The organism is Fusobacteria bacterium ZRK30, assembly GCA_024628785.1.
Taxonomy (GTDB): Bacteria; Fusobacteriota; Fusobacteriia; order Fusobacteriales; family Fusobacteriaceae; genus Psychrilyobacter.
The window spans coordinates 488,644-509,147 of record CP102404.1; the positions used below are offsets into that span (position 1 = coordinate 488,644).

The following is a 20,504-nucleotide window of genomic DNA, read 5'->3' on the forward strand; positions in this document are numbered from 1 at the left end:
AAGTATAAGAAAATAAAATTAAAAGGAGTAGTTTATGAAAGATAGAATTAATAAAAACAGATGCGTTTTAGTTTTTAGTGGGGGACAGGACAGTACAACTCTGCTGTTTCATGCAAAAAAATTGTATAAGGAAGTTATTGCAGTTTCATTTAACTATGGTCAAAAACATAGTTTAGAATTGGAGTGTGCAAAAGAACTATGTAAAAAAAATAAGGTGGCACACCATATATTAGATATGGGGTTGCTGAATCAACTGGCTCCAAATGCTCTGACAAGATCTGATTTAGAGGTGGAAAAGGGAGAAGTTCCAGAAGATGAAGTTCCTAATACATTTGTAGATGGAAGAAATATGATATTTTTAACCTTTGCAGGGATCTTTGCTAAACAAAGGGAGATCAATGTAATTATGACTGGAGTTTCTCAAAGCGATTTCAGTGGATATCCAGACTGCAGAGATGTATTTATTAAATCTTTAAATACAACTTTAAATTTGGCTATGGATTATACATTTGTTTTAGAAACACCGCTTATGTGGTTAGATAAAGCTGAAACTTGGAATATGGCCTATGAATTGGGAGTTCTGGATGTTATAAAGAATGAAACTCTGACTTGTTATAATGGAATAGTGGGGAATGGCTGTGGAGATTGTCCAGCTTGTGCTTTGAGAAAAGCCGGATATATAGAATTTAAAGAAAATTTTTTAAAATTATAAACCTAAGTAAAAAAATAATAATTTAAATACGGTCATAAGGAAATTAAGATATTAAAATAGTTAGTTTCATTGCACCAAGTACTCATAAAAGTCATCTAAAAAATGACATATTAAAAATATCGTAAATGTAGTGTATAGAAAAAACTAGGAAAATATTCGACGACTTACACAAAATTATACAATCGATTCGATTTTTCCAGTTTATTTCAAATATGAAATAGATATTTTAATTAGTCTTGAATTTTTGGTTACTTTTCTTTCAAGAAAAAAGTAACAGAAAGAACTTAAAATAAACCTAAAAGAGGAGTTAAACCGCTACCAGCAGTTTAACTCCTCTTTTATTGAAACTTTATTAAATTTATGCCATTTTGACCTTTCTCTTTGCTTCCATAACTTTTTCATATCTATTGTAGATAGCTAAAGCTATAATTGTAAAGAATACCGGTCCACCTATCATCCATAGAGTAGAAGGTATATCTCCTCCTACAGCCGGAGCTATAATTGTTGAGATATTTGCAAATCCAACAGAGGCAACGATAAAGAAAGTTGCAATCTTGGCAGCTTTATGTGTTTTATAGATTTCAAATGGTTTATTTATCTCTGTTTTTCCCTTAAAGAATGGGAATGCTACAGCTAGGAATAAATAAGGTATAGTCATAGCTACATTTGTCATAAGGATTAATTTAGAGAAAAATGCAGATGCTCCTTCTCCACCAAAAGATATCATAACGATGAATACAGCTACGATACCACATTGGTACCACATTGCATTTACCGGCATTCCATCTTTGATTACCTTTACTTTTTCCGGCCACATTTCATCCGGTGTTCCCTCAATTAACTGTTTTAATGGAGAGTAACATAGGGCAAAGAATGCTCCAACTAATGCTAAGACCATAGAGATCCCCATATATCTAGACATCCATAATCCTAAATTGATGGCAACTGGTTCACTTAAGTTAAGTGCTGTCCCTACTTGATATCCTAGGTTTTGCATCAATACGTAAGCTACATTTCCCATATGAACCGATGGATCTGATAAGATTTCACTCCAGTTTGTGAAGATACCACATAGGAAGATTCCAATAGCATATCCAATAGCAATGATTATTGCTGCCACAGTAACTCCCTTAGGGAATGTTTTTTCAGCATTTTGAGTTTTATCAACTAATCCACCGACAGCTTCTATACCACCGAAGGCAAAGATAGAAAATACCATAAATGAAGCTACCATCATAGGTGTTCCATAGGCAGGGTTAGGTGATGCAGTAAATGAATTAGCAACGATAGGCTGAGCAAACTCTCCACCATTTAATGCTAATACCAATAATGAACCAAATAATAATACTAAGTTAAGAAGGGTAACTGCTAAACCACCAATAGATGTTACCTTAGTTATTTTTTCTAATCCTTTAGTTGCAGTAAATGTAATTAATGTAATTAAACATACTCCTAAAAGTCCTAATGTTTGTGTAGAATTTAATCCGAATAAATGTAACTTAGAAGTTAAATCTTCACCAAATATTGCTGTTGAAATTACTATCCAAATAGATGAACTGATATTTACCATCCAAACTACATATGATGCATACCACATAAATGTACCGATAAATGCATATTTAAGACCTACTGATCTTTTCATCCAAGAAAATATTCCGCCTTTTTCATCTTTAAATGCCGCACCGTATTCTGCCATCATAAAAGCATAAGGTATAAAGAATAAAACCGCTGAAATGATGTACCAAGGTATTGCACCATATCCCATTAAATAAAATGATCTAGGAATATTAGTAAACCCAAATACCGATGTGAATATCATTAAGATCAGTGATATTAATGACATTTTTTTTGCATTGTTCTCTTTCATTATAAAGTCCTCCTAAAATTTAATGTTAATTTTTTAACACTTTCAAGCTATTATAACACATTTCGCGGACTTGTTAAACAAATTTTAATTTTTCTATGAATTTTTTAAGAATCGATGTGAAAAAATTAATTTTTAGTTACTGGATATCCCAGTGCATCGGTAAAGGTATTAGTAGATATTCTTATCAGGTCAAGAATAGTTCCAATTCCGAATAATCCACCTGTCATCAGGTATAATAAACCTGTCCAAACCTTCCCCACATAGAATCTATGGAGTCCTCCTAATCCAAAAAAACCGACAATACATAATATTAAACTTAAAGTTCGTGTTTTATCACTTACTTGTATCATACTCATTTTTAACCTCCTAAATTAAATAGCAATAAACTTTATTTTTAGTAATGATATATATTTAAAAAGAAGGAGCCTGATTGCACGAAACAATCAAACTCCACTTTATTTTTTTAAATTAATCTTTAAAATTCTGCACTCTTAGGTGTTCTAGGGAAAGAAATTACGTCTCTGATATTTGTCATTCCTGTAACGTACATTATCATTCTTTCAAATCCTAACCCATATCCTGAGTGAGGGAATGAACCATATTTTCTAAGGTCTGTATAGAACTTATAGTCTTCCTTAGGAAGGTTGATTTCATCCATTCTTCTCTCTAACTCTTCTAAGTTGTCCTCTCTTTGAGAACCACCTATGATCTCTCCAATTCCAGGAGCTAACAGGTCCATGGCTCTTACTGTTTTTCCATCTTCGTTAAGCTTCATATAGAATGCTTTGATATCCTTTGGATAATCTGTTACGAAAACTGGTCTTTTGAAATGTTCTTCAGCTAAGAATCTCTCGTGTTCCGATTGAAGGTCGATTCCCCACTCTACTTTAAATTCAAACTTTTTCTTTGATTTTAATAGGATATCTACTGCCTCAGTATAAGTAACTCTAGCAAAGTCATTGGCTAAAACATTGTTTAATTTATCAAATAATCCTTTTTCTACAAATTTATTGAAAAATTCCATCTCTTCAGGGGCATTTTCCATAACGTATTTAATGATGTATTTAACCATATCTTCAGCTAAATCCATGTTAGCTTCCAAGGCTGCGAAAGCAATCTCAGGCTCTATCATCCAGAATTCAGATGCATGTCTAGTTGTATTTGAGTTTTCTGCTCTAAATGTAGGTCCGAAAGTATATACGTTTCTAAATGCTGCACAATAAGTTTCTACATTTAATTGTCCACTTACAGTCAGGTTAGTTTCCTTTCCAAAGAAGTCTTCCTTATAGTCGATATCTCCCTTATCTGTTTTAGGAACATTGTCTAGATCCATAGTAGTTACTCTAAACATCTCTCCTGCACCCTCAGCGTCACTTCCAGTTATGATTGGAGTGTGTACATATACAAACTCTTGATCTTGGAAAAACTTGTGGATAGCATATGCAACCAGTGATCTTACTCTGAATACAGCTGAAAAAGCATTAGTTCTAGGTCTTAAGTGTGCTATTGATCTTAAATATTCAAAGGTATGTCTCTTATTTTGTAATGGATAATCTAAATCAGCTTTTTGGAATATCTCTACAGAAGTTGCCTTGATCTCATAGCTCTGTCCCTTTCCTTCTGATTTTACAAAAGTTCCAGTTACATACATAGATGTAGCTATAGATGCTCTGCTTATCTCGTCAAAATTTTCTAAGTTGTCCTCAAATACCACTTGTAATCCACTAAAAAATGAACCGTCATTTAATTCTATAAAACCAAAACTTTTTTGACTCCTAATTTTTCTTACCCAACCAGAAATTTGTACTTCTTGATCTAAGAATTGTTCACCATTTCTGATAAGTTCCTTAACTGTTGCTTTCTTCATAAAATCCTCCCTAACTTAATTTAGTTATTTTTTTATTTAATTTTACTTCATTTCCATTTTGATCTACAACTTTTACTTGATCTAAATGTCCCTTAACCTGGGATTTAAACTGCTCCAAGTAAAGAGTTCTGTATTTTTGTCTTTCGATTGTTTCTTCATCTGTCAACGTTCTTTTCTTAGCCATAGCTGAATAGTGATTCACCTTAGCTATAATATCTTTCATTTCCACTTTAATCCTCCTATCTATTGATACACTTTCTTCTATAAAACAAAAAACTTCCCACTACTAAAGTGAGAAGTCAAAATTCATACAAACCCTAAAAAATAAAGTAAGTACGGAGACACACACAAGCAGTTCCTCGATACCCTTTGGCGTTACGTGCCAAATACGTCTAAGCCTACTAAGATTTTTTACAAAAATCCTTTTGGTTAGCAGCTCCAAGGTGTTCTTCACAACTAATTCCACTACTAGTCTCCCACCGTCACTAGCTCGCTTTAGTATCTATTAGAAGTTACTCTCCTCATCATTGCTTTTATAATTAGAAATATTATACTATTATGCTATTTAATTGTCAACTTTCTGGGACTTTTCTTTTTTGCTCCCGCAGTGACAGCAAGTAGGCAGAAGTGCATGTTTTATCTCATGGCATACCGGACACTCCTCAAAGAGAGTTGTTCCGCAAGAGGGGCATGAATAAGGCTTATCTTTTTCTGCAGTGTGGGTATGAGGTAACGTTACCTTCCCTACCGTTCTTCTGGTCCAATATAAAAACTTTCTCGGTCCCCTTCTGATGGGATATTCACACACCGGACACAGAAATTTTTCATATCCATCTCTATATTGTTTTAAAAGCCATTGTTTTTTCGGGTTAATTATTATATTTATAAGATAGATGAGTATTTTTACCACTGTAAGGAGGAGTCCTAATATCAGGATATATTTAAAATACCTGGATGGGAAATATTTATGGATAACCAAAAAGATCTTAAAAAATACCGCTGCTCCATAACCTATAAAGATAAGATAGTAATTGCTTGATTTTTTCTTGAGGATAAGATATATCCCTCCCAGTAAAAATGGGAAGAGGATCGATATCTGTAAAAAAGCCAGTTTCAAATTATGATTTTTCAGGAGTTCCCTATACTGTTTTTGAGCTTCTCCCCTTTGATCTTTGAGTTTTTTTCCTACCTCCTGTTTTTCTATCTCCAGTCTTTGTTTTTTTTCTATAATTTGAGCTAATTCCATATTTAATCTCTGATAGGTTTTCTGACTCTTTAAAAAAGTTTCTACACTTCTACTCAGCTGCTGTTCCTCGGATTTTGAGATCACCTTTGAATTTTCAATGGCCAGTTTTTTTAGTGCCATCAATTGGTTTATTGTACTCTGCAAATTCTGAGAACTGTTTTTCACTATAGCTATCTCATTTTCATTTTTTACCTGTTTTCTCTTGAGATTTTCTATTTGATTTTTCAGCTCTTTTTCCTCTGTTATTAAGCCAGGTTCAAGATATGATTTCTCTATCTTATTGTATCTGGGACCCTTTATGGATTCTATATCCTCCAATAGAAACCCCAGGATCCAAAATACCAGGATACCAAAAATAATTATAAAACTTTTGATTAAAAAACGATACAGCCAAGGACCCTTGGAATTTTCTATATTTTTCATATTTTTCCTCCTAAAAATTTATATCTTTTATTTCTTACCGATAAAGTGTTTAAATCCTTTATTTTTGAATCATTATACAACTCAACTATGGGTAGCAAGGATATGGATGGGGTAAATATTTAGACGGCTTTAAATTAAATATAAAAAAGAACCAGAGAATTTTCTGGTTCTTTTTGACATTTTAATTTTTTTGGAGTTACAGATTTCCGCTCTCCTCTATGAGGATATAGTCCATAATTATATCCTTCATCCCCTTGAGGGCTCTTGCCAGATCCCTTGCCTCGTTGAGTATGATCTTCCCAAAGAGTTTGGGATTATCTTTTTCCAAAAGGTAGAGGGTCATCTTGGGGATGACTGCCAGGGTAATATCTGTATCGGCAGTTGCTGTAACAATTTGTTTCTGGATACCTATTGGAGAAGCCATTCCAAAAATTGATCCCGGTCCGAATTTTGATAACCTCCTGCCAGCAACGGTGGTCTTGACCTCTCCTTCCAAGAGGAGGTAGGAATCTCCCGGGGCTCCTCCCTCCTCAAAGATGTTTTCACCGGCACTATATTTTCTTTCTGTAAGGCTCTCTATAAATAGATCAATATCGCCTCTATCCACTCCTCCAAATAAAGATGTCTTTGGAAGAAGTTCAATAATTTTATCTTTCAGTTTATCTTCAGGCATAATAACCCCTCCTTATATTAGGTTATTACTTTTTTTTTTGGAATTTCCTTTTACTGTTTAAAATTTATTTTTTCAACTTATCTCTGTTTTAATTTAAATCTGTATTTATTTCAATCTCTCTAACTTTTTTTTCTTTGAGTACTAAAATTGCTATGAAAATCCCTAAAATTGCACTTATTATTGTAGGATAAAAAACGTATATATAGCTCCCAAAAGAATCTTTAATAATCCCTGATGTGACACTTGAAACTACTGCTCCTACTCCATATGCTGTAAACAGGAAACCATAATTTCTTGCATAATTTTTTGCTCCAAAAATATTAGAGACAGCAGTTGGAGCAATTGCAAGCCAACCACCTAATATAAACCAAAAGATTGAAAATGATACGATATAAAATATAACGTTACCTTCCCCTGAATTTAACATTATTACCGAAGATAGAATAATAAGGCCAAAGGAAATTATTGCAGTTTTTTCAAATTTAATTTTATCAGTAATGACACCAAATACAGGCCGCCCTAACCCGTTAAATACAGCGAACAATGCAACGGAAAAAGCACTCATTTTTGGATTAAGCCCAATAATTTCCTGTGCAACAGGACTGGAAATTCCAATTGCCATAAGACCGGTAAATGTACCTATAGCGAAACATGTCCATAAAATATAAAATTTTCTATTAGTCAGGACTTTTTTTAAAGGCAGATCCGAAGAAGTATCTTTATTTCCAACAATATTTTCTTCAACTTCTTCCTCTTTGTTTGGAAATCTTAAAGGAAGTGCAAAAATTAATATTATTACAAAAAAAGCCAGACTTAAGATTTTAAAAGAAGAAAACACTCCAAAATGTTCAATTAGAAGTCTGGATATCGGTGCTGTGACAAAAGGTGATAATCCAAACCCAGAAAGTGTCAGACCTACGGCCATCCCTTTTTTGTTCGGAAACCATTTTGCAGAAACAGCCATAGGGGCACCGTAAACAATACCTACACCTATACCACCAATAATTCCATAAGTTATTGTAAGCATTTCAATGCTGTTTGCTAAACTAGATAAAAACCATCCCAGTGAGACAATTGCTCCACCAAATAAAGTTATATTCCTTGGGCCATATTTTTCAATAAAATTTCCTGCAAGTGGCATTGACAGTGCGTAAAAAATTAAAAATGTCATATATGGCAGGGAACTCTCTGTAGAACTTATGTTTAAAATTTCTTCCAGAGGTTTTCTGAAAATACTCCAGGAATATACCGACCCCAAACACATATAGATAATTACCCCTAAAAAAATAAAAATTGTTCTTTGCTTAACCTTTGATATCATACTTCAACTCCTTGTTTTTCCAAAAAAAGACCAAAAGAGCCCCCTTTGCTTAAAGAGAGCTCTTCTGTCATTTTAAGAAATATTTTTTTTATTAATTTAAGCAGCCTGAGCTGCTTCATCGTCTGTAACTTCATTTTATACCTCTTCTAATTCTTTAAAAAGTACCATTGCTTTTTCTTTTGCAATAGTTAAAACATCTATTCCTTCATCAGTGATAAAATAATAATTTCTATTTTTACCATTTGTTAATCTTACTTCTTTTTTTAGCAAATTTTCATTTTCCATTTTAGTTAAAAGTGGATAGATAGTGCCGGGACTAATTTGATACCCATAGTTTTTTAATTCTTCAATCATCCAAAGCCCAAAAAAAGGTTCTTTTTTTGCCTGAATCAATATATGTATCTGCATAAATCCCAGTAAAAGTTTCCTAGGAATTTTATTTTTCATCTTGTCACCTCGTTGTTATCAAAAATCGATATTGATAAATGATAATAACATAGATGAGAATAAAAGTCAAGAAAAATGAGTTGTAATGAGAAGCAATGAGAAGGAAAGACTTTAATTTTATTCTTTTTGATAAACCTGCTCCCCGTTTTCATTTTTTTGCAGAACTCTTACACCCTTAGCTTCACCGCTTTCTACTGCATGGAGAAACATCCTCTCTAAAATTGTGTGTTTCATAATATCTAAACTTTCCCACTCATAGTTTTTAAATAAATCCTGTAATGTAAATTTTTCTTCTGATTTTAAATGCTTTATCTCTTTTAAAGCTACTGCTAAATATGCTTCCATGATCTTAACCTCCATCAATAAAAAATATTATTACTCATAAATTATATATTTCCTTGTTAAATCTGATATCTTCTTTTTACTCCTGAGGAAGTAAAAATCCTTTACTGTTTTTTAGTTTGAGGTGTGTTAAAAAGACCTGGCAAATTCTGTCGAATCTAAATTATTTATTTGTCTGAAATATTATTATGTGAGCTCTATTATTTACTTTAAGTTGAATGTCCTCCTCCTCAATTTTAAAAGCATCACGGGTTTTAAGTAGTTCGCCATTTATTTTAGCCTTTCCCTCTATAACTATTCCGTATATCTTTTTACCTTTAGGGATATTATAAAGAGCATCTTTATCAAACTCTCCTACAAATATATCAGCATCCTGGTTTATCCTTATAAGTGCATCTCCTTTCATTCCAGATACCAGGTGTAAAAAATTATTTTTTCTCTTCTCCACACCATATTCATAGTCACCGTATTTAGGTTCATATCCTTTTTTATCTGGTGTGATCCATATCTGTAGGAGTCTCAATTCCTTATCTCCATAATTATGCTCCGAATGATATACCCCTGTCCCTGCACTCATATATTGGATAAAGCCTTCACCGATACTTCTTTTATTTTCCATACTGTCTCCGTGGGTAAGTTCTCCCTCTATAATATAAGTGATTATTTCCATATCCCTGTGTGGATGGGTTTCAAATCCCATTCCACTTTTTATAATATCATCATTAATTACCCTTATATCTCCAAAATTCATATTGTCAGGATCATAGTAATCTGCAAAGGAAAAATGATGATAAGTATCCAGCCATCCATAGTTATCATGGTATATATCTTTTCTATCTATCTTTAACATTTAAACCCTCCTCTATATTTTTTAAGTTTTAATTATATACGCATTAATTTAAAAATTTCTTCTAAGTGATAGTAGACTTAAATTTTTTTTAGATTAAAGGCAGTAGAATATAAAAAAGATCCGGCAAAATAGCCGGATCTGAATTTTTTACTTATTTGTTCCACTCCATCAATAACTCAATTTCATTTGTATTTTCATCTAAATTTTCAGACAAAGCCTGAAAACCATGTTTTTTATAAAAATTAATACTCTTAGAATTTTTTTTATAGACTGCGAGCTGAATAGTATCTTTTTTCTCTTTGATAAAATTTAATAGCTTTGTACCTATACCATATCCCTGCATCTTGGTCTGTATAAAAATTGCAGCAAGGTAGTTGTCCACTGTACTTATGAAACCGATAATATCTTCCTCTTCAACTGCCAAATATGTTTCTGAATCCGGCAGATATACTGTGGCCATAGCTTCCATATTAGCCTTCCAATAATCCGGGGAAATAAAATTATGTGCTTGAATACACGTTTCATACCAAAGTTCCACAACTTCTGGTATATCATCGTTCTCTAGTTTTCTGATTTTCATATAAACAATCTCCTTATACAGATATAGATTTATCTATTTTTCATTTTTTTTCTTTTATCCAGTGAACCCATCATATTTTTTATCTTCTCTTTCTCAGCAAATTTATGACCATGATTTATCTTATTTTCCATATTTTTTATCTCTCTTTTTAATTTTAAATAACTGGTTAATCTTTCTTCCTTTAGATCCCCGGTTTCTATAGCTTTCTTTACTGCACATCCAGGTTCATTCCCATGGGTACAGTTAGAAAATTTGCACTGGCTGAGTAGCCCTTCTATATCTTCAAAGGAACTGCTGGTATCACCGCTCCACATCTGGATCTCTCTCATACCGGGAGTATCTATAATATATCCATCTTCTACTCTGAACATCTCCCTCCTTGTGGTAGTGTGCTTACCCTTGTCGTCGATAGTTCTTATTTCCTTGGTTTTTATTATCTCATTTCCAAGGAGTTTATTGATAAGAGTTGATTTTCCTACTCCAGAAGACCCGATAAGACCTATTGTTTTTTCATCATTTAAATAACCTCTGATTTCATCTATCCCTCTGTCTTCATATGAAGATATTACGTGGATAGGGATTCCAAAAGCTATCTCCTCTAAACTGGTAACTTTTTCTTCTACTTCATCATCTAAATCTGCTTTGGTCAATATAAAGCAAGGGGTTGCTCCTGATTCATATACCATTGTCAGATATCTTTCCAGCCTGGCCAGGTTAAAATCTTTATTTAAAGAAGTAACTATAAAGATAAAGTCTACATTACTTACTATGGGTTGTTCTTTTATCTCTTTTCCTGCTGCTTTCCTGGATAGGATAGTTTTTCTGGGATAGATTTCAATTATCTGCCCCTCATGGCTAATTTCTACATAGTCACCAACTACTGGGAAGTCACTACCCTTTATCATGTTTCCTGTTATTGGTGCATTGATCTCTTTATCTTCTATTGAGACCCTGTATAAATTTTTAAATACTGATATAATTCTGCCTTTCATTTTTTCCTCCTAATTATCATGAAAATTATTAACGGAGGACCTTTTTTAGTTTAGGTTTCCTCCAAAATTTGCTACTATCATAATTCATCTCCTTTTATTTTTATTGTATAACTAATTTATTATAACCTAAGTTTGTAATATTTCATATAAAAAAAAGAAAAAAGTAATGTGACGCTGGATCCAGGCAAGAAAAATTTAGATTTTAAATTTTTAGATACTTTGGTGAGACCCCCTTGCGAGTATAATTTCCTATATAATAAAAATAAGTAAAACCAAGGATTCTTGATTTTACTTATTTAAAAATTATTTGTTAGAGACTACTTTTTTCCTGTTAAAGTATTTGATCATGAGTACTGACCAGATAACTAAAATTACACTGATAACATGGGGAGCACGGAACCCGTAAAACATCAGATCTTCACTTCTAAAGAAACTGACGAAAGTTCTGATAAGGCTGTACTCTATTATATAGATAAACCAGACTGTTCCAGCTTTATAATTTTTATGTTTGAAAAAAAACCAAATAGACAAAAAAGCTATAAAGTTTAATATCAGTTCATATAACATAGCCGGATGTAAAGCTAACCCTGGAAACTCTGTTCCTGCCGGAGATGGATCTGGGAATACAATTCCCCAAGGAACTAATTCCTTGAACTTCATCTGGGCAGTTAAACTCAAAGAATTGTAGGTATCGAACCACTCTACAAATTTTGGTTTAATAGAAAATATAACACTGAACGGGGTAAATGTAGGAACACCATGAACTTCTCCATTCATAAAATTACCTATTCTCCCAATGGCCTGACCTAAGATAAATGGTGCAGCAGCAATATCTCCTAAACTCCACATAGATATCTTATGCTTCTTAGCAAAGAAATATGTACCGACTATTCCTCCTAAAATTCCTCCATGGATGGCCATTCCGCCCTTCCAGACTGCCAATATATCTCCCGGATGACTGAAGTAGTAGGTAGGATTAAACAACACATAATAAAGTCTCCCTCCCAATAAACCAGAGATCATAGCTATAAAGGCAAAATTTTCCATGAGGGCAGGGTTAAACCCCTTTCTCTTTCCTTCTATCTTAACCAGTTCAATTCCTAATAAAAATGCAATGGCATACATAAGACCGTAGTAATGTACTTCAAAACTTCCAATGGTAAAAAACACCGGATCCATAAAATAACCTCCTAAAATTATTGACATCTTTAGAATTATACCATAAACTTGAATTAGAATAGAAAATTATAAATATATTATTTTTTTCACTTGTTTGGAAGTAGAATATTTGTTATTATATAACAAGGTTAAAATTATAATTGTTCAAATTTAAAGGAAGAAATTACTTAAAAAGATAAATATAATGAACGTTTAGATTAAAATTATTGAGGAGGAGTTAGAATGCATAACATTGAAAAAATAAGTGAAGATATTTTTTGGGTAGGGGTAAACGATAGAAAAACTCAAAGATTTGAGAACTATCTACCATTAGATAAGGGAGTTTCTTATAACTCATACCTTATTTTGGATGAAAAGGTGGCACTTATCGATACAGTAGAGATTGGAACCAGTGAAAACTTTATAGAGAAAATAGAGGGTGTATTACAAGGGAGAAAGATAGATTATTTAATAATAAACCATATGGAACCAGACCATGCAGGAGCTATAAAGGATGTAATCAGACTATATCCTGATATTACTCTAGTAGGAAATGTAAAGACTTTTCCAATGTTAGATGCATTTTATGACTGCTCAAAGGAACGTTGTGAAAAGAACAGATTGGTAGTTAAGGAAGGGGATACCTTAGAATTAGGTAAACATACCCTTACATTTGCTATGGTACCGATGGTACATTGGCCGGAATCTATGGTTTCATTTGAATCTACTACAGGAACATTATTTTCAAATGATGCATTTGGAAGTTTTGGTTCATTAGACGGTGGGATCTTTGATGACCAGTTAAACCTTAGTTTCTATGAGGATGAGATGAGAAGATATTATTCAAATATCGTAGGTAAGTATGGAGCTCCTACACAGGCTGCTATAAAAAAATTAGGAGGATTGGATATCAAGTGTATCGCTCCTTGTCACGGTCCGGTGTGGAGATCAGATATACCTAGAGTATTAGGTCACTACGATGCATGGTCTAAGATGGAACCTGAAGCAGAAGGAGTAGTAATAGTTTATGGTTCAATGTATGGAAATACAGAAAAGATGGCAAATGCAATTGCAAGACAGCTGTCTAAAGAGGGAATCATCGATATAAAGTTATATGATGCATCTAAAACAGATCACTCATATATAATCAGTGATATATGGAAATATCAAGGATTAATTATAGGATCTTGTTCACATAACAATGCAGTTTATCCAAAAGTTCAACCACTTTTATCTAAACTGCAAAACTACGGATTAAAAAACAGATATTTAGGTATCTTTGGAAATATGATGTGGAGTGGAGGAGGAGTAAAAGGAATACAAGCTTTTGCTGACTCACTTAGAGGAATAGAGGTTGTAGGAGAATCTGTAGAAGTAAAAGGAACTCCAAGATCGGAAGATTATACAAAGTTAGAAGCTATTGCAACTGCTATGGCAGATAAGTTAAAAGAAGCAAGAAAATAAAATTATTTATATAAAAAAAGCTAGAGTGAACATAATGTTCTCTCTAGCTTTTTTATGTTTAAGAAATTATCGTTAAAAATTATAAAATTCTAGATTATGCCTATCTGGATGCAGCGTCACGAAGATATAGTAGAATTTTAGTGTCAAGGAATTGACATTAAGATTTTACTATTTTTTTTTATGAATTTATAGTAAATATTTGTGGGATAGTTACTCACCATCTTCTTAATTAAAATATTTTGGAGGTGTTTGATATGAAATATAAATCTAAAATTGTGTATTCTGAGGAACATTTAAAAGAAGAAATGGAAAAATGTGAAAAACTTGGTCTTACTTTTTTGATTTTTAAAGGGATTGGAGCGGGAAAAGGAGCTTATAAAATAACAACTTCTGAATTTAGGGAAGATTAAAGTAGTTTGGGGAATTATAAAAGTTATGAGAGGAACTCAAGGCAGCACTCATTAAAAAAGCTGTCTTCGTAATATTAAATTTTTAAAGGTTTGGAAAATAGTAATTTCCCACCTTTTTTTTTAACCTCGAAAGAGGTTTAAAGGCTTTCCTTGTCTCAACGTATTAATTCAGAGAAAGTCTTATTTAATAATAAAAAAGGGTGATTCTATGTCAGATATTGCTATTATTACTGGAAAAATTAAAAAAACAGGAAATGTATTTCAATATTCAAACTATGATACTGGAGTAGTTACAGGGGAAAAAAAGTATGACTATAAAGAAGATGGGAAATATTGGAAAAAAAAGCATATTATGGGTTCTCTTCCAATCTATGAAGAAGTCAAAGTGGGTCGTGGAGAAAAAAAAGATCTGTCACAATTACAAAAAGGAGAGCTATATTCATATTTAAATAATAAATCCATTAACATCAGGAGAAAGATAGCAGAATTTAAAGATTTATACTTATGTAATATTTTAAAATATCAAGATCATAAAGGGCAGGCTTGTTTACCAAAGATGATAACTATTACCTTTAAAAATGATATTAAAGATTATGAAGTGGCAGTTTTAGAAATGGATAAAACAATTAAAAGGATTCAATATTTTGTCCAGACAAGAATTGATAAAAATTTTAAATTAAGAGCTGTAGGAGTAAGAGAAGTTCATAAAGAGAAAAGAGAGGGATATCACTTTCATTTTATAGCATTTAATTTACCATACATAGATCAAGATAAATTTAAAACATTTGGTGAAAAAGAATCGAATAACCGTGGAAGGATTGAAATATCTGTATTAAAGCAATTTAAAAATAAATATATTGATTATAGTACAGATGGAGTAGAAGAAAAAATAAGTTTTATTAAAGATCCAATTTCATATCTTTCTAAGGCTCTATTTTATTTATCTAAGGAATTAGATGATCTATATAAAATAGATTACTCAATGGATCTTCGAGAAGATAAAGAATTAATGGCAAAATTAAAAAATGAACTTAACAGAAAAATATTATTCAAAGTTGGGAAATTAATTAAACCGGAAGTCATTAATCTGTACTCAAATAAAGAGTTTGAATATGAATTAAATAAGGCATTTGATAACTATAAATTTAAAGATCATTTCAGTTTCAATACTGAATTTCTCGGATGGATAGATTTATATAAATTTGTAGATCATAGAGGTAAAAGTGATCTTGTGGATATTGTACTGGATACTCTGGGCTTTAGTTATGAATATATAGAAGAAAATGAAAATATATATAAATTAAAACATTATGAAATAAATAAATTTTTTATAAATTATAAAGAAAATAAATTAATGTATATTGATAACAATAATTTTATAGAAATAGATAAAAATCTATTTAATCATATTTTAGATATCAATAATTTAAGTAATGAAATAAAAGAATTTATAATAAAAAATAAGGGGGAATAAAAATGAAAATGTTTTTACAAGGTGCAACGGTTAAGGAGTTAAAAATTAGTGAATGGGAAGGAAAAGAATATTTTTCAATTTTATTAAATGGTGGTCTTGTATCTCCAAAAGTAAAATTAACACATGAGCAATTTAAAAAGTTAAAAAAAGATGGTATTGGTCATAACTCAGTATTAAACATAGAATTTGATGTTCAATATTCAGATAAAACAAAATGTGTTCACAATGGTAATAAATTAGTATCTTATGAATTAGTGTAATGAAAATAGAAAATAGATTATAGGGGTGTTGGTTTTTATGGATTTTGGGTTTATTTATGAATGAATTTGAAAAAGAATTTTTGAAAAAATTTGAAAAAGAAAATCCTAAAATTTTTGAGATGGCAACATTTTTAATTTACAAAATGAATAGATTTAACAGGGATTTAAAAATTTTGATTAATTTATTAATTGGTTTAATTGTTCCAATTTATTTATTAATTTTAAATTTTATATTAAAAAAGTAATGTGTAGAGGAGGTGTTTAAATCGGCTAATTATGTGGGTTATCAATATACTTTTAATGCTACTAGTTCCGAAATGTCGGCTTGGTCTTCTTCTCATTATGTTACTGCTTTAAATGAGGCTTTTGAGGCGCTTCATGTTGCTTTGAGAAAAAAATATGCTGATAGAACTGGTATTTATACAGATGGTAACAAAAAATTTTATCGTAATTATAATTATAATAGTATTACTTCTTATGATAGATGGATTGTTATGGATCAAAATAATTCTTATTTAGAGGATATTTCTTTAATTTTTAAAACTTCTGATGGTGCTACGCAGTGGTACTGTCCAAATAGTTTTGGAAACGTTTATCCCCCTAAAATAAATGAAACATTTGAGTTTACTCCTGATACTGGTGGTGGTCTTCCGGGAGAACCTTTTACCCCTCCTATACCTAGTAATTCTGAAAAAATAGAAGATATCCCTTTTTATGAAAATTTATTGAAGAATGGTGAAATTGGCTCTTTTGATGATCTTACTCAAGCTGAATTTGATTATTTACAAGATGAGGTCCAAAAAGGAGAAGTTGGTTTATTTGATACTTTAGTCAATGTAGCAAAAGATTTTTTCATGGGAAATTCTGACTCCGATGCATTCAGAGATGTAAATATTTCTTATGATGGTGATAACCCAGACATAGTAGCATATTATGCAGATAATGGACTGGATACTTCAAAATCATATAATATTAATATGGATGGGATAAGAGTAGGTTATGATACTGGAGATGGTTTTGTTCCTATTCTTGAAAATAGTGGTATAAGTAAAAATGGTTCTTATTCTGTTTCAAAGGAAAGTAAAAATAATTTCCTTTCGAATGGTGATATATTTGCACTTCATACTGTAAATGGAACTCTTGGAAATCTCGGGAACCCTGTTCCTGGGGCAATTGCAGTTTCGGCAGCAGTTGTTGCAAATGATTATTTAAATAAAATTTTAGACCCAGTACAACAAAATCAATTAGATTTATTAAAAAGTGGTTATAGTTATGTTGTTAATAAGGCTCAAAATTTATTTAATGGTTTTACCAGTACAGGAGATCGATCAAAAGATTTATTCAATCATGCTGTTCAGAGTGAAGCTTATACAAAGGGTATTACTAATGTTGTTCAAGGGGGTGCTAGTATGTCAAGTATTGGTGTTGATTTAAAAGGTCAAAGTATTCCTATTGAATTACCAACATCTGGTATTGCTTTAACTATTCCAACAACTGGGGTTGCTCTTAATGTACCAACTACTGGAGTTAATTTAAATATTCCAACTGCAACTAACATTCCTCTAGGTATTCCGACAACTGGAGTGGATCTAAAAGTACCTACAACTGGAGTTAGCTTAGATATGGATGGGAAAAGTATTCCTATTTCAACTGGTGGAGAGGTCGCTTTAAAAGTAGCTGATACAACAAAAATAAAACTTGATACAACAGAATCAACTTTAAAATTGGAAGGATTAAATAATGATTGGTTAGCATTATTAAAATTATTAGTAACTCGATTTACTCATATTAATACTTTAAACCCTGATGAAGCATTAGATTTAAAAAACAAATTAGAAATTTATCAAAAAGAGTATGCATATGAATCTAGTGCTAGAGTTTTAGAGGGAAATGTAGCAAGGTGGCGACAAAAAGAATATGAAACAACTATAACAGATAATAATATTCCTCTAGACAAAATTAATAGAGATGTAAAAGCTTGGCAAGGTATGCACTCTCTTAATCCTGCAGGAACTATAACAGATACAATAGGCAATGATATTCCAATATTTAAAGGAATAATACCAGCTATTCAAGGTGTTGGTATGTTAGATGCAATAAGGGAAACTCTTATTGACAGAGGGAATGAAAATGTTTTAGCTAGGGCAAAGGCAAAATCTAAAACAAAAGATGATGAGGATGAAAAAAAACTTGTAGATAATTTATTTTCTATACTTGGAGTTAAATTAAATGCACCTATTCCAACTGCTGAGGATTTAAGAAAATCTCCGGGATTAGCTGCTATTTATAATGCTATTTCTAATTTATCAATTTCAAATACTGATAATTAAACGGGGGGGATTTTATGTCGGGGTCGGTAGGTGATTTTGGAAAAAAGTTATTACTTATGTCATTGATTGATAATACTATGGATACTACGGGGGATTTTACATCACAAAAGATAAGAGAATTTATTAGGGAAAAAACAGGGGTAGAAATAGAAAATGAGTTTGTAGAAGATTGGTTAGCAGGATTTAATGCGATTACCTCTATGATGGTTACATCAGCTGTTATTGCTAGTACAACTGCTGTTTCAGGATTTTTAATTGATAAAGCTACATTATCTAATTTTAAAAACCTTTTATTTAATTTACAAAATTTTGCGTCTACTGTTAGTGGTATGGCTTCTGGAGGTTCTCATATAAATACTGAAATAATTCTAGGGAAATCACAAGGTTCATTGTCAGATCAAAAATTAGCTCATTATACATATATGAATACAGCAATTCAAGCAAGAGGAGCTGTTTTACATAATGGTTCTATGGTTACACAATCTATGACGGCAGGAATGAATTATGAGACTGTTCGTTCGAATAATGAAAAAGTTACAATTCCACAAGGTCAAAAGCTTATGATGGTAATGGAAGAATTAAAAAACATGGCAAGGCAGGGGATATAAATGGGTGCTATCGTTACTAGTGATAAAATAGAGGGTATTATTTATGAAATAGGTTTATTGACCAAAGAAGACAGTAGAAATTATAATATTAAATTTTTAACTAATCAGATCTTAACTGATTTAGATATAAAAACAAAATTAGAAACAATAACGGGATGTTATGTTGAAAGTATAAAAAGAGTTACCAAATATAAAAGAATTAAAACTCAAAGTAATACAGTACCTAAAGGTATAAAAATTACAGGTAGATATATTTTGAATGGGTTACAGGTAAGAACAGATAGTTTATTCTTTCCTTTGGTTTTAAAAGCATATCAGGAACCGCAACAATTAGAAAATCAATTGAAGGAGTTTTTTGGTAATGATTTTCAGGTAGTCGCTTATACACAGTATTAATACTGTTATAAAATAAATTTAACGGGGGTAAAAAACATGTCGATTGTAGAAACAGGTGCAAGTTTTCAAATGAAACAAGGGTCTATGGTAGATTCAATATTTGTTCCAAAGGTACAAACTGGAGAGATATCTTCTATTTTAGGAGCATTGGAAAAAACGGCTCTTATGAAATGTAAGGGATATACACAAACTTTTGAGAATGATACCTATACAGGTAATTATTTTTATGCTTTACCTACTCCACCTGCACAGATATTCAGAAGAAAAATTGTTACTTTTAAATTAACAAATGCAGCAGGACAGAATATTTTTGTAAGAGGAGATCTTCCTTATAATATAGTTGATACAGGTAATTATCAAACTATGGCAGATGCTTTTGTAACTAAAACATTGAGTTTTGGAAAAGTAGAATCTTGTACTTGGGATATTAACGGGTAATAAAAAAATAATTTAAATGGGGGTAAAAAGATGGCGAAATTTGTTTTAAATAATTTAGATGTTAAAGTCGTAGATTTTTCAGATACTAAAAGTTCGTTTTCAGTGTTTGGACAAGTTCAGCAGGTAGATTTTAATGAGATAGAAGAAGTAATAACAGCTCAATCGGCTTGGACTGGAATGGCTGTAATTGGGAAAAATGAAAGATATGTTTATGATGATTTAGACTCTATAATTGTAGAACCTAGTGCAAGCAAGAAGTTAGTATCTGGTGAGTTACTGGTAGAAAGAGAAAATGCAGGATTTGTTTATATCAGTGGGAAGTTCCCGGCAGATTCAGCGGACCTTAATTTGATTTTAGATGATATGCTTACAGGAACTAAAACTATAGGTGGTGCGGTGATTAATTCTATTCGACCCCAACTTAGAGCTAACAATATTAGAACAAGATCTTAATCAAATTCAGATTAAAGAGCTTTGCATCGATTGGTGTTTGAAATAGCGTAAAAAAATAACCCTCTCGCCTGTGGCGAGGGGATTTTTATTTGGAGCTATATTTCTTATGGTAATTTTATTTTTTAGGTTTTTTAGGACTAAAAAATAGTCTTAATATGATGTAAAAAATTATTACTCCTATTAACACTGGAGT

Annotated in this window: 24 protein-coding genes; 11 read left to right on the plus strand and 13 right to left on the minus strand. The window is 31.7% G+C overall.

Annotated elements, in window-relative coordinates; all coding sequences use genetic code 11:
* The first annotated feature begins 34 nt into the window (after nucleotides 1–34).
* Complete coding sequence (gene queC / locus NRK67_02400; GenBank protein UUV17708.1) at nucleotides 35–712, plus strand: 7-cyano-7-deazaguanine synthase QueC; 678 nt, start codon at nucleotides 35–37, stop codon at nucleotides 710–712.
* Nucleotides 713–1,070: 358 nt separating this feature from the next.
* On the opposite strand, the gene yjeM is transcribed toward queC, so the two are convergent.
* The 13 genes from yjeM to lgt form a co-directional block, all read right to left on the minus strand.
* Entirely contained in the window at nucleotides 1,071–2,579 is a 1,509-nt protein-coding gene (yjeM, locus tag NRK67_02405; GenBank protein ID UUV17709.1) for a glutamate/gamma-aminobutyrate family transporter YjeM, read from the minus strand.
* 125 nt (nucleotides 2,580–2,704) lie between these two features.
* Entirely contained in the window at nucleotides 2,705–2,935 is a 231-nt protein-coding gene (locus NRK67_02410; GenBank protein UUV17710.1) for a TM2 domain-containing protein, read from the minus strand.
* A gap of 119 nt (nucleotides 2,936–3,054) precedes the next feature.
* Nucleotides 3,055–4,446, minus strand: a complete 1,392-nt coding sequence (asnS, locus tag NRK67_02415; protein UUV17711.1) for an asparagine--tRNA ligase — start codon at nucleotides 4,444–4,446, stop codon at nucleotides 3,055–3,057.
* A 10-nt stretch (nucleotides 4,447–4,456) separates the two neighbouring features.
* The gene (locus NRK67_02420) at nucleotides 4,457–4,675 is read right to left on the minus strand and encodes a DUF896 domain-containing protein (GenBank protein UUV17712.1); all 219 of its coding nucleotides are present in this window, start codon (nucleotides 4,673–4,675) and stop codon (nucleotides 4,457–4,459) included.
* A 336-nt stretch (nucleotides 4,676–5,011) separates the two neighbouring features.
* The gene (locus NRK67_02425) at nucleotides 5,012–6,115 is read right to left on the minus strand and encodes a hypothetical protein (GenBank protein ID UUV17713.1); all 1,104 of its coding nucleotides are present in this window, start codon (nucleotides 6,113–6,115) and stop codon (nucleotides 5,012–5,014) included.
* A 196-nt stretch (nucleotides 6,116–6,311) separates the two neighbouring features.
* On the minus strand, nucleotides 6,312–6,788 hold the full coding sequence (locus NRK67_02430; protein UUV17714.1) for a cyclic nucleotide-binding domain-containing protein: 477 nt from the start codon (nucleotides 6,786–6,788) through the stop codon (nucleotides 6,312–6,314).
* Nucleotides 6,789–6,876: 88 nt separating this feature from the next.
* On the minus strand, nucleotides 6,877–8,109 hold the full coding sequence (locus NRK67_02435; GenBank protein UUV17715.1) for an OFA family MFS transporter: 1,233 nt from the start codon (nucleotides 8,107–8,109) through the stop codon (nucleotides 6,877–6,879).
* Nucleotides 8,110–8,244: 135 nt separating this feature from the next.
* The gene (locus NRK67_02440; GenBank protein UUV17716.1) at nucleotides 8,245–8,556 is read right to left on the minus strand and encodes a PadR family transcriptional regulator; all 312 of its coding nucleotides are present in this window, start codon (nucleotides 8,554–8,556) and stop codon (nucleotides 8,245–8,247) included.
* A gap of 117 nt (nucleotides 8,557–8,673) precedes the next feature.
* Nucleotides 8,674–8,901, minus strand: coding sequence for a single-stranded DNA-binding protein (locus NRK67_02445; GenBank protein UUV17717.1), 228 nt, complete (start codon nucleotides 8,899–8,901; stop codon nucleotides 8,674–8,676).
* Nucleotides 8,902–9,061: 160 nt separating this feature from the next.
* Nucleotides 9,062–9,748, minus strand: a complete 687-nt coding sequence (locus tag NRK67_02450) for a pirin family protein (protein UUV17718.1) — start codon at nucleotides 9,746–9,748, stop codon at nucleotides 9,062–9,064.
* Nucleotides 9,749–9,899: 151 nt separating this feature from the next.
* The gene (locus tag NRK67_02455) at nucleotides 9,900–10,328 is read right to left on the minus strand and encodes an N-acetyltransferase (GenBank protein ID UUV17719.1); all 429 of its coding nucleotides are present in this window, start codon (nucleotides 10,326–10,328) and stop codon (nucleotides 9,900–9,902) included.
* A gap of 29 nt (nucleotides 10,329–10,357) precedes the next feature.
* Complete coding sequence (gene rsgA, locus NRK67_02460) at nucleotides 10,358–11,320, minus strand: ribosome small subunit-dependent GTPase A (protein UUV17720.1); 963 nt, start codon at nucleotides 11,318–11,320, stop codon at nucleotides 10,358–10,360.
* Nucleotides 11,321–11,623: 303 nt separating this feature from the next.
* The gene (gene lgt / locus NRK67_02465; protein ID UUV17721.1) at nucleotides 11,624–12,499 is read right to left on the minus strand and encodes a prolipoprotein diacylglyceryl transferase; all 876 of its coding nucleotides are present in this window, start codon (nucleotides 12,497–12,499) and stop codon (nucleotides 11,624–11,626) included.
* A 222-nt stretch (nucleotides 12,500–12,721) separates the two neighbouring features.
* Here lgt and NRK67_02470 point away from each other — a divergent pair, with 222 nt between their 5' ends.
* From NRK67_02470 to NRK67_02515, 10 genes are all read left to right on the plus strand, one after another.
* Nucleotides 12,722–13,942, plus strand: a complete 1,221-nt coding sequence (locus NRK67_02470) for an FprA family A-type flavoprotein (GenBank protein UUV17722.1) — start codon at nucleotides 12,722–12,724, stop codon at nucleotides 13,940–13,942.
* A 254-nt stretch (nucleotides 13,943–14,196) separates the two neighbouring features.
* Nucleotides 14,197–14,352 carry a hypothetical protein gene (locus NRK67_02475; protein UUV17723.1) on the plus strand — a complete coding sequence of 52 codons (156 nt, stop codon included), beginning with the start codon at nucleotides 14,197–14,199 and terminating at the stop codon, nucleotides 14,350–14,352.
* 208 nt (nucleotides 14,353–14,560) lie between these two features.
* The gene (locus tag NRK67_02480; protein UUV17724.1) at nucleotides 14,561–15,826 is read left to right on the plus strand and encodes a hypothetical protein; all 1,266 of its coding nucleotides are present in this window, start codon (nucleotides 14,561–14,563) and stop codon (nucleotides 15,824–15,826) included.
* A gap of 2 nt (nucleotides 15,827–15,828) precedes the next feature.
* Nucleotides 15,829–16,086: a hypothetical protein gene (locus NRK67_02485; protein UUV17725.1), complete on the plus strand. Its 258-nt coding sequence runs from the start codon at nucleotides 15,829–15,831 to the stop codon at nucleotides 16,084–16,086.
* 56 nt (nucleotides 16,087–16,142) lie between these two features.
* Nucleotides 16,143–16,331: a hypothetical protein gene (locus NRK67_02490; GenBank protein UUV17726.1), complete on the plus strand. Its 189-nt coding sequence runs from the start codon at nucleotides 16,143–16,145 to the stop codon at nucleotides 16,329–16,331.
* Nucleotides 16,332–16,364: 33 nt separating this feature from the next.
* On the plus strand, nucleotides 16,365–18,416 hold the full coding sequence (locus NRK67_02495; GenBank protein UUV17727.1) for a hypothetical protein: 2,052 nt from the start codon (nucleotides 16,365–16,367) through the stop codon (nucleotides 18,414–18,416).
* 14 nt (nucleotides 18,417–18,430) lie between these two features.
* The gene (locus NRK67_02500) at nucleotides 18,431–19,024 is read left to right on the plus strand and encodes a hypothetical protein (GenBank protein ID UUV17728.1); all 594 of its coding nucleotides are present in this window, start codon (nucleotides 18,431–18,433) and stop codon (nucleotides 19,022–19,024) included.
* Nucleotides 19,025–19,420: a hypothetical protein gene (locus NRK67_02505; GenBank protein ID UUV17729.1), complete on the plus strand. Its 396-nt coding sequence runs from the start codon at nucleotides 19,025–19,027 to the stop codon at nucleotides 19,418–19,420. It begins immediately after the preceding gene.
* A 36-nt stretch (nucleotides 19,421–19,456) separates the two neighbouring features.
* Complete coding sequence (locus NRK67_02510; protein ID UUV17730.1) at nucleotides 19,457–19,858, plus strand: hypothetical protein; 402 nt, start codon at nucleotides 19,457–19,459, stop codon at nucleotides 19,856–19,858.
* 30 nt (nucleotides 19,859–19,888) lie between these two features.
* Nucleotides 19,889–20,311, plus strand: a complete 423-nt coding sequence (locus NRK67_02515) for a hypothetical protein (GenBank protein ID UUV17731.1) — start codon at nucleotides 19,889–19,891, stop codon at nucleotides 20,309–20,311.
* The last annotated feature ends 193 nt before the right edge of the window (nucleotides 20,312–20,504 follow it).

Coding starts and splice junctions, on each gene's coding strand:
- queC (UUV17708.1), top strand. CDS start 35: ATGAAAGATAGAATTAATAAAAACAGATGCGTTTTAGTTTTTAGTGGG.
- yjeM (UUV17709.1), bottom strand. CDS start 2,579: ATGAAAGAGAACAATGCAAAAAAAATGTCATTAATATCACTGATCTTA.
- NRK67_02410 (UUV17710.1), bottom strand. CDS start 2,935: ATGAGTATGATACAAGTAAGTGATAAAACACGAACTTTAAGTTTAATA.
- asnS (UUV17711.1), bottom strand. CDS start 4,446: ATGAAGAAAGCAACAGTTAAGGAACTTATCAGAAATGGTGAACAATTC.
- NRK67_02425 (UUV17713.1), bottom strand. CDS start 6,115: ATGAAAAATATAGAAAATTCCAAGGGTCCTTGGCTGTATCGTTTTTTA.
- NRK67_02430 (UUV17714.1), bottom strand. CDS start 6,788: ATGCCTGAAGATAAACTGAAAGATAAAATTATTGAACTTCTTCCAAAG.
- NRK67_02435 (UUV17715.1), bottom strand. CDS start 8,109: ATGATATCAAAGGTTAAGCAAAGAACAATTTTTATTTTTTTAGGGGTA.
- NRK67_02440 (UUV17716.1), bottom strand. CDS start 8,556: ATGAAAAATAAAATTCCTAGGAAACTTTTACTGGGATTTATGCAGATA.
- NRK67_02445 (UUV17717.1), bottom strand. CDS start 8,901: ATGGAAGCATATTTAGCAGTAGCTTTAAAAGAGATAAAGCATTTAAAA.
- NRK67_02450 (UUV17718.1), bottom strand. CDS start 9,748: ATGTTAAAGATAGATAGAAAAGATATATACCATGATAACTATGGATGG.
- NRK67_02455 (UUV17719.1), bottom strand. CDS start 10,328: ATGAAAATCAGAAAACTAGAGAACGATGATATACCAGAAGTTGTGGAA.
- rsgA (UUV17720.1), bottom strand. CDS start 11,320: ATGAAAGGCAGAATTATATCAGTATTTAAAAATTTATACAGGGTCTCA.
- lgt (UUV17721.1), bottom strand. CDS start 12,499: ATGGATCCGGTGTTTTTTACCATTGGAAGTTTTGAAGTACATTACTAC.
- NRK67_02470 (UUV17722.1), top strand. CDS start 12,722: ATGCATAACATTGAAAAAATAAGTGAAGATATTTTTTGGGTAGGGGTA.
- NRK67_02475 (UUV17723.1), top strand. CDS start 14,197: ATGAAATATAAATCTAAAATTGTGTATTCTGAGGAACATTTAAAAGAA.
- NRK67_02480 (UUV17724.1), top strand. CDS start 14,561: ATGTCAGATATTGCTATTATTACTGGAAAAATTAAAAAAACAGGAAAT.
- NRK67_02485 (UUV17725.1), top strand. CDS start 15,829: ATGAAAATGTTTTTACAAGGTGCAACGGTTAAGGAGTTAAAAATTAGT.
- NRK67_02490 (UUV17726.1), top strand. CDS start 16,143: ATGAATGAATTTGAAAAAGAATTTTTGAAAAAATTTGAAAAAGAAAAT.
- NRK67_02500 (UUV17728.1), top strand. CDS start 18,431: ATGTCGGGGTCGGTAGGTGATTTTGGAAAAAAGTTATTACTTATGTCA.
- NRK67_02505 (UUV17729.1), top strand. CDS start 19,025: ATGGGTGCTATCGTTACTAGTGATAAAATAGAGGGTATTATTTATGAA.
- NRK67_02510 (UUV17730.1), top strand. CDS start 19,457: ATGTCGATTGTAGAAACAGGTGCAAGTTTTCAAATGAAACAAGGGTCT.
- NRK67_02515 (UUV17731.1), top strand. CDS start 19,889: ATGGCGAAATTTGTTTTAAATAATTTAGATGTTAAAGTCGTAGATTTT.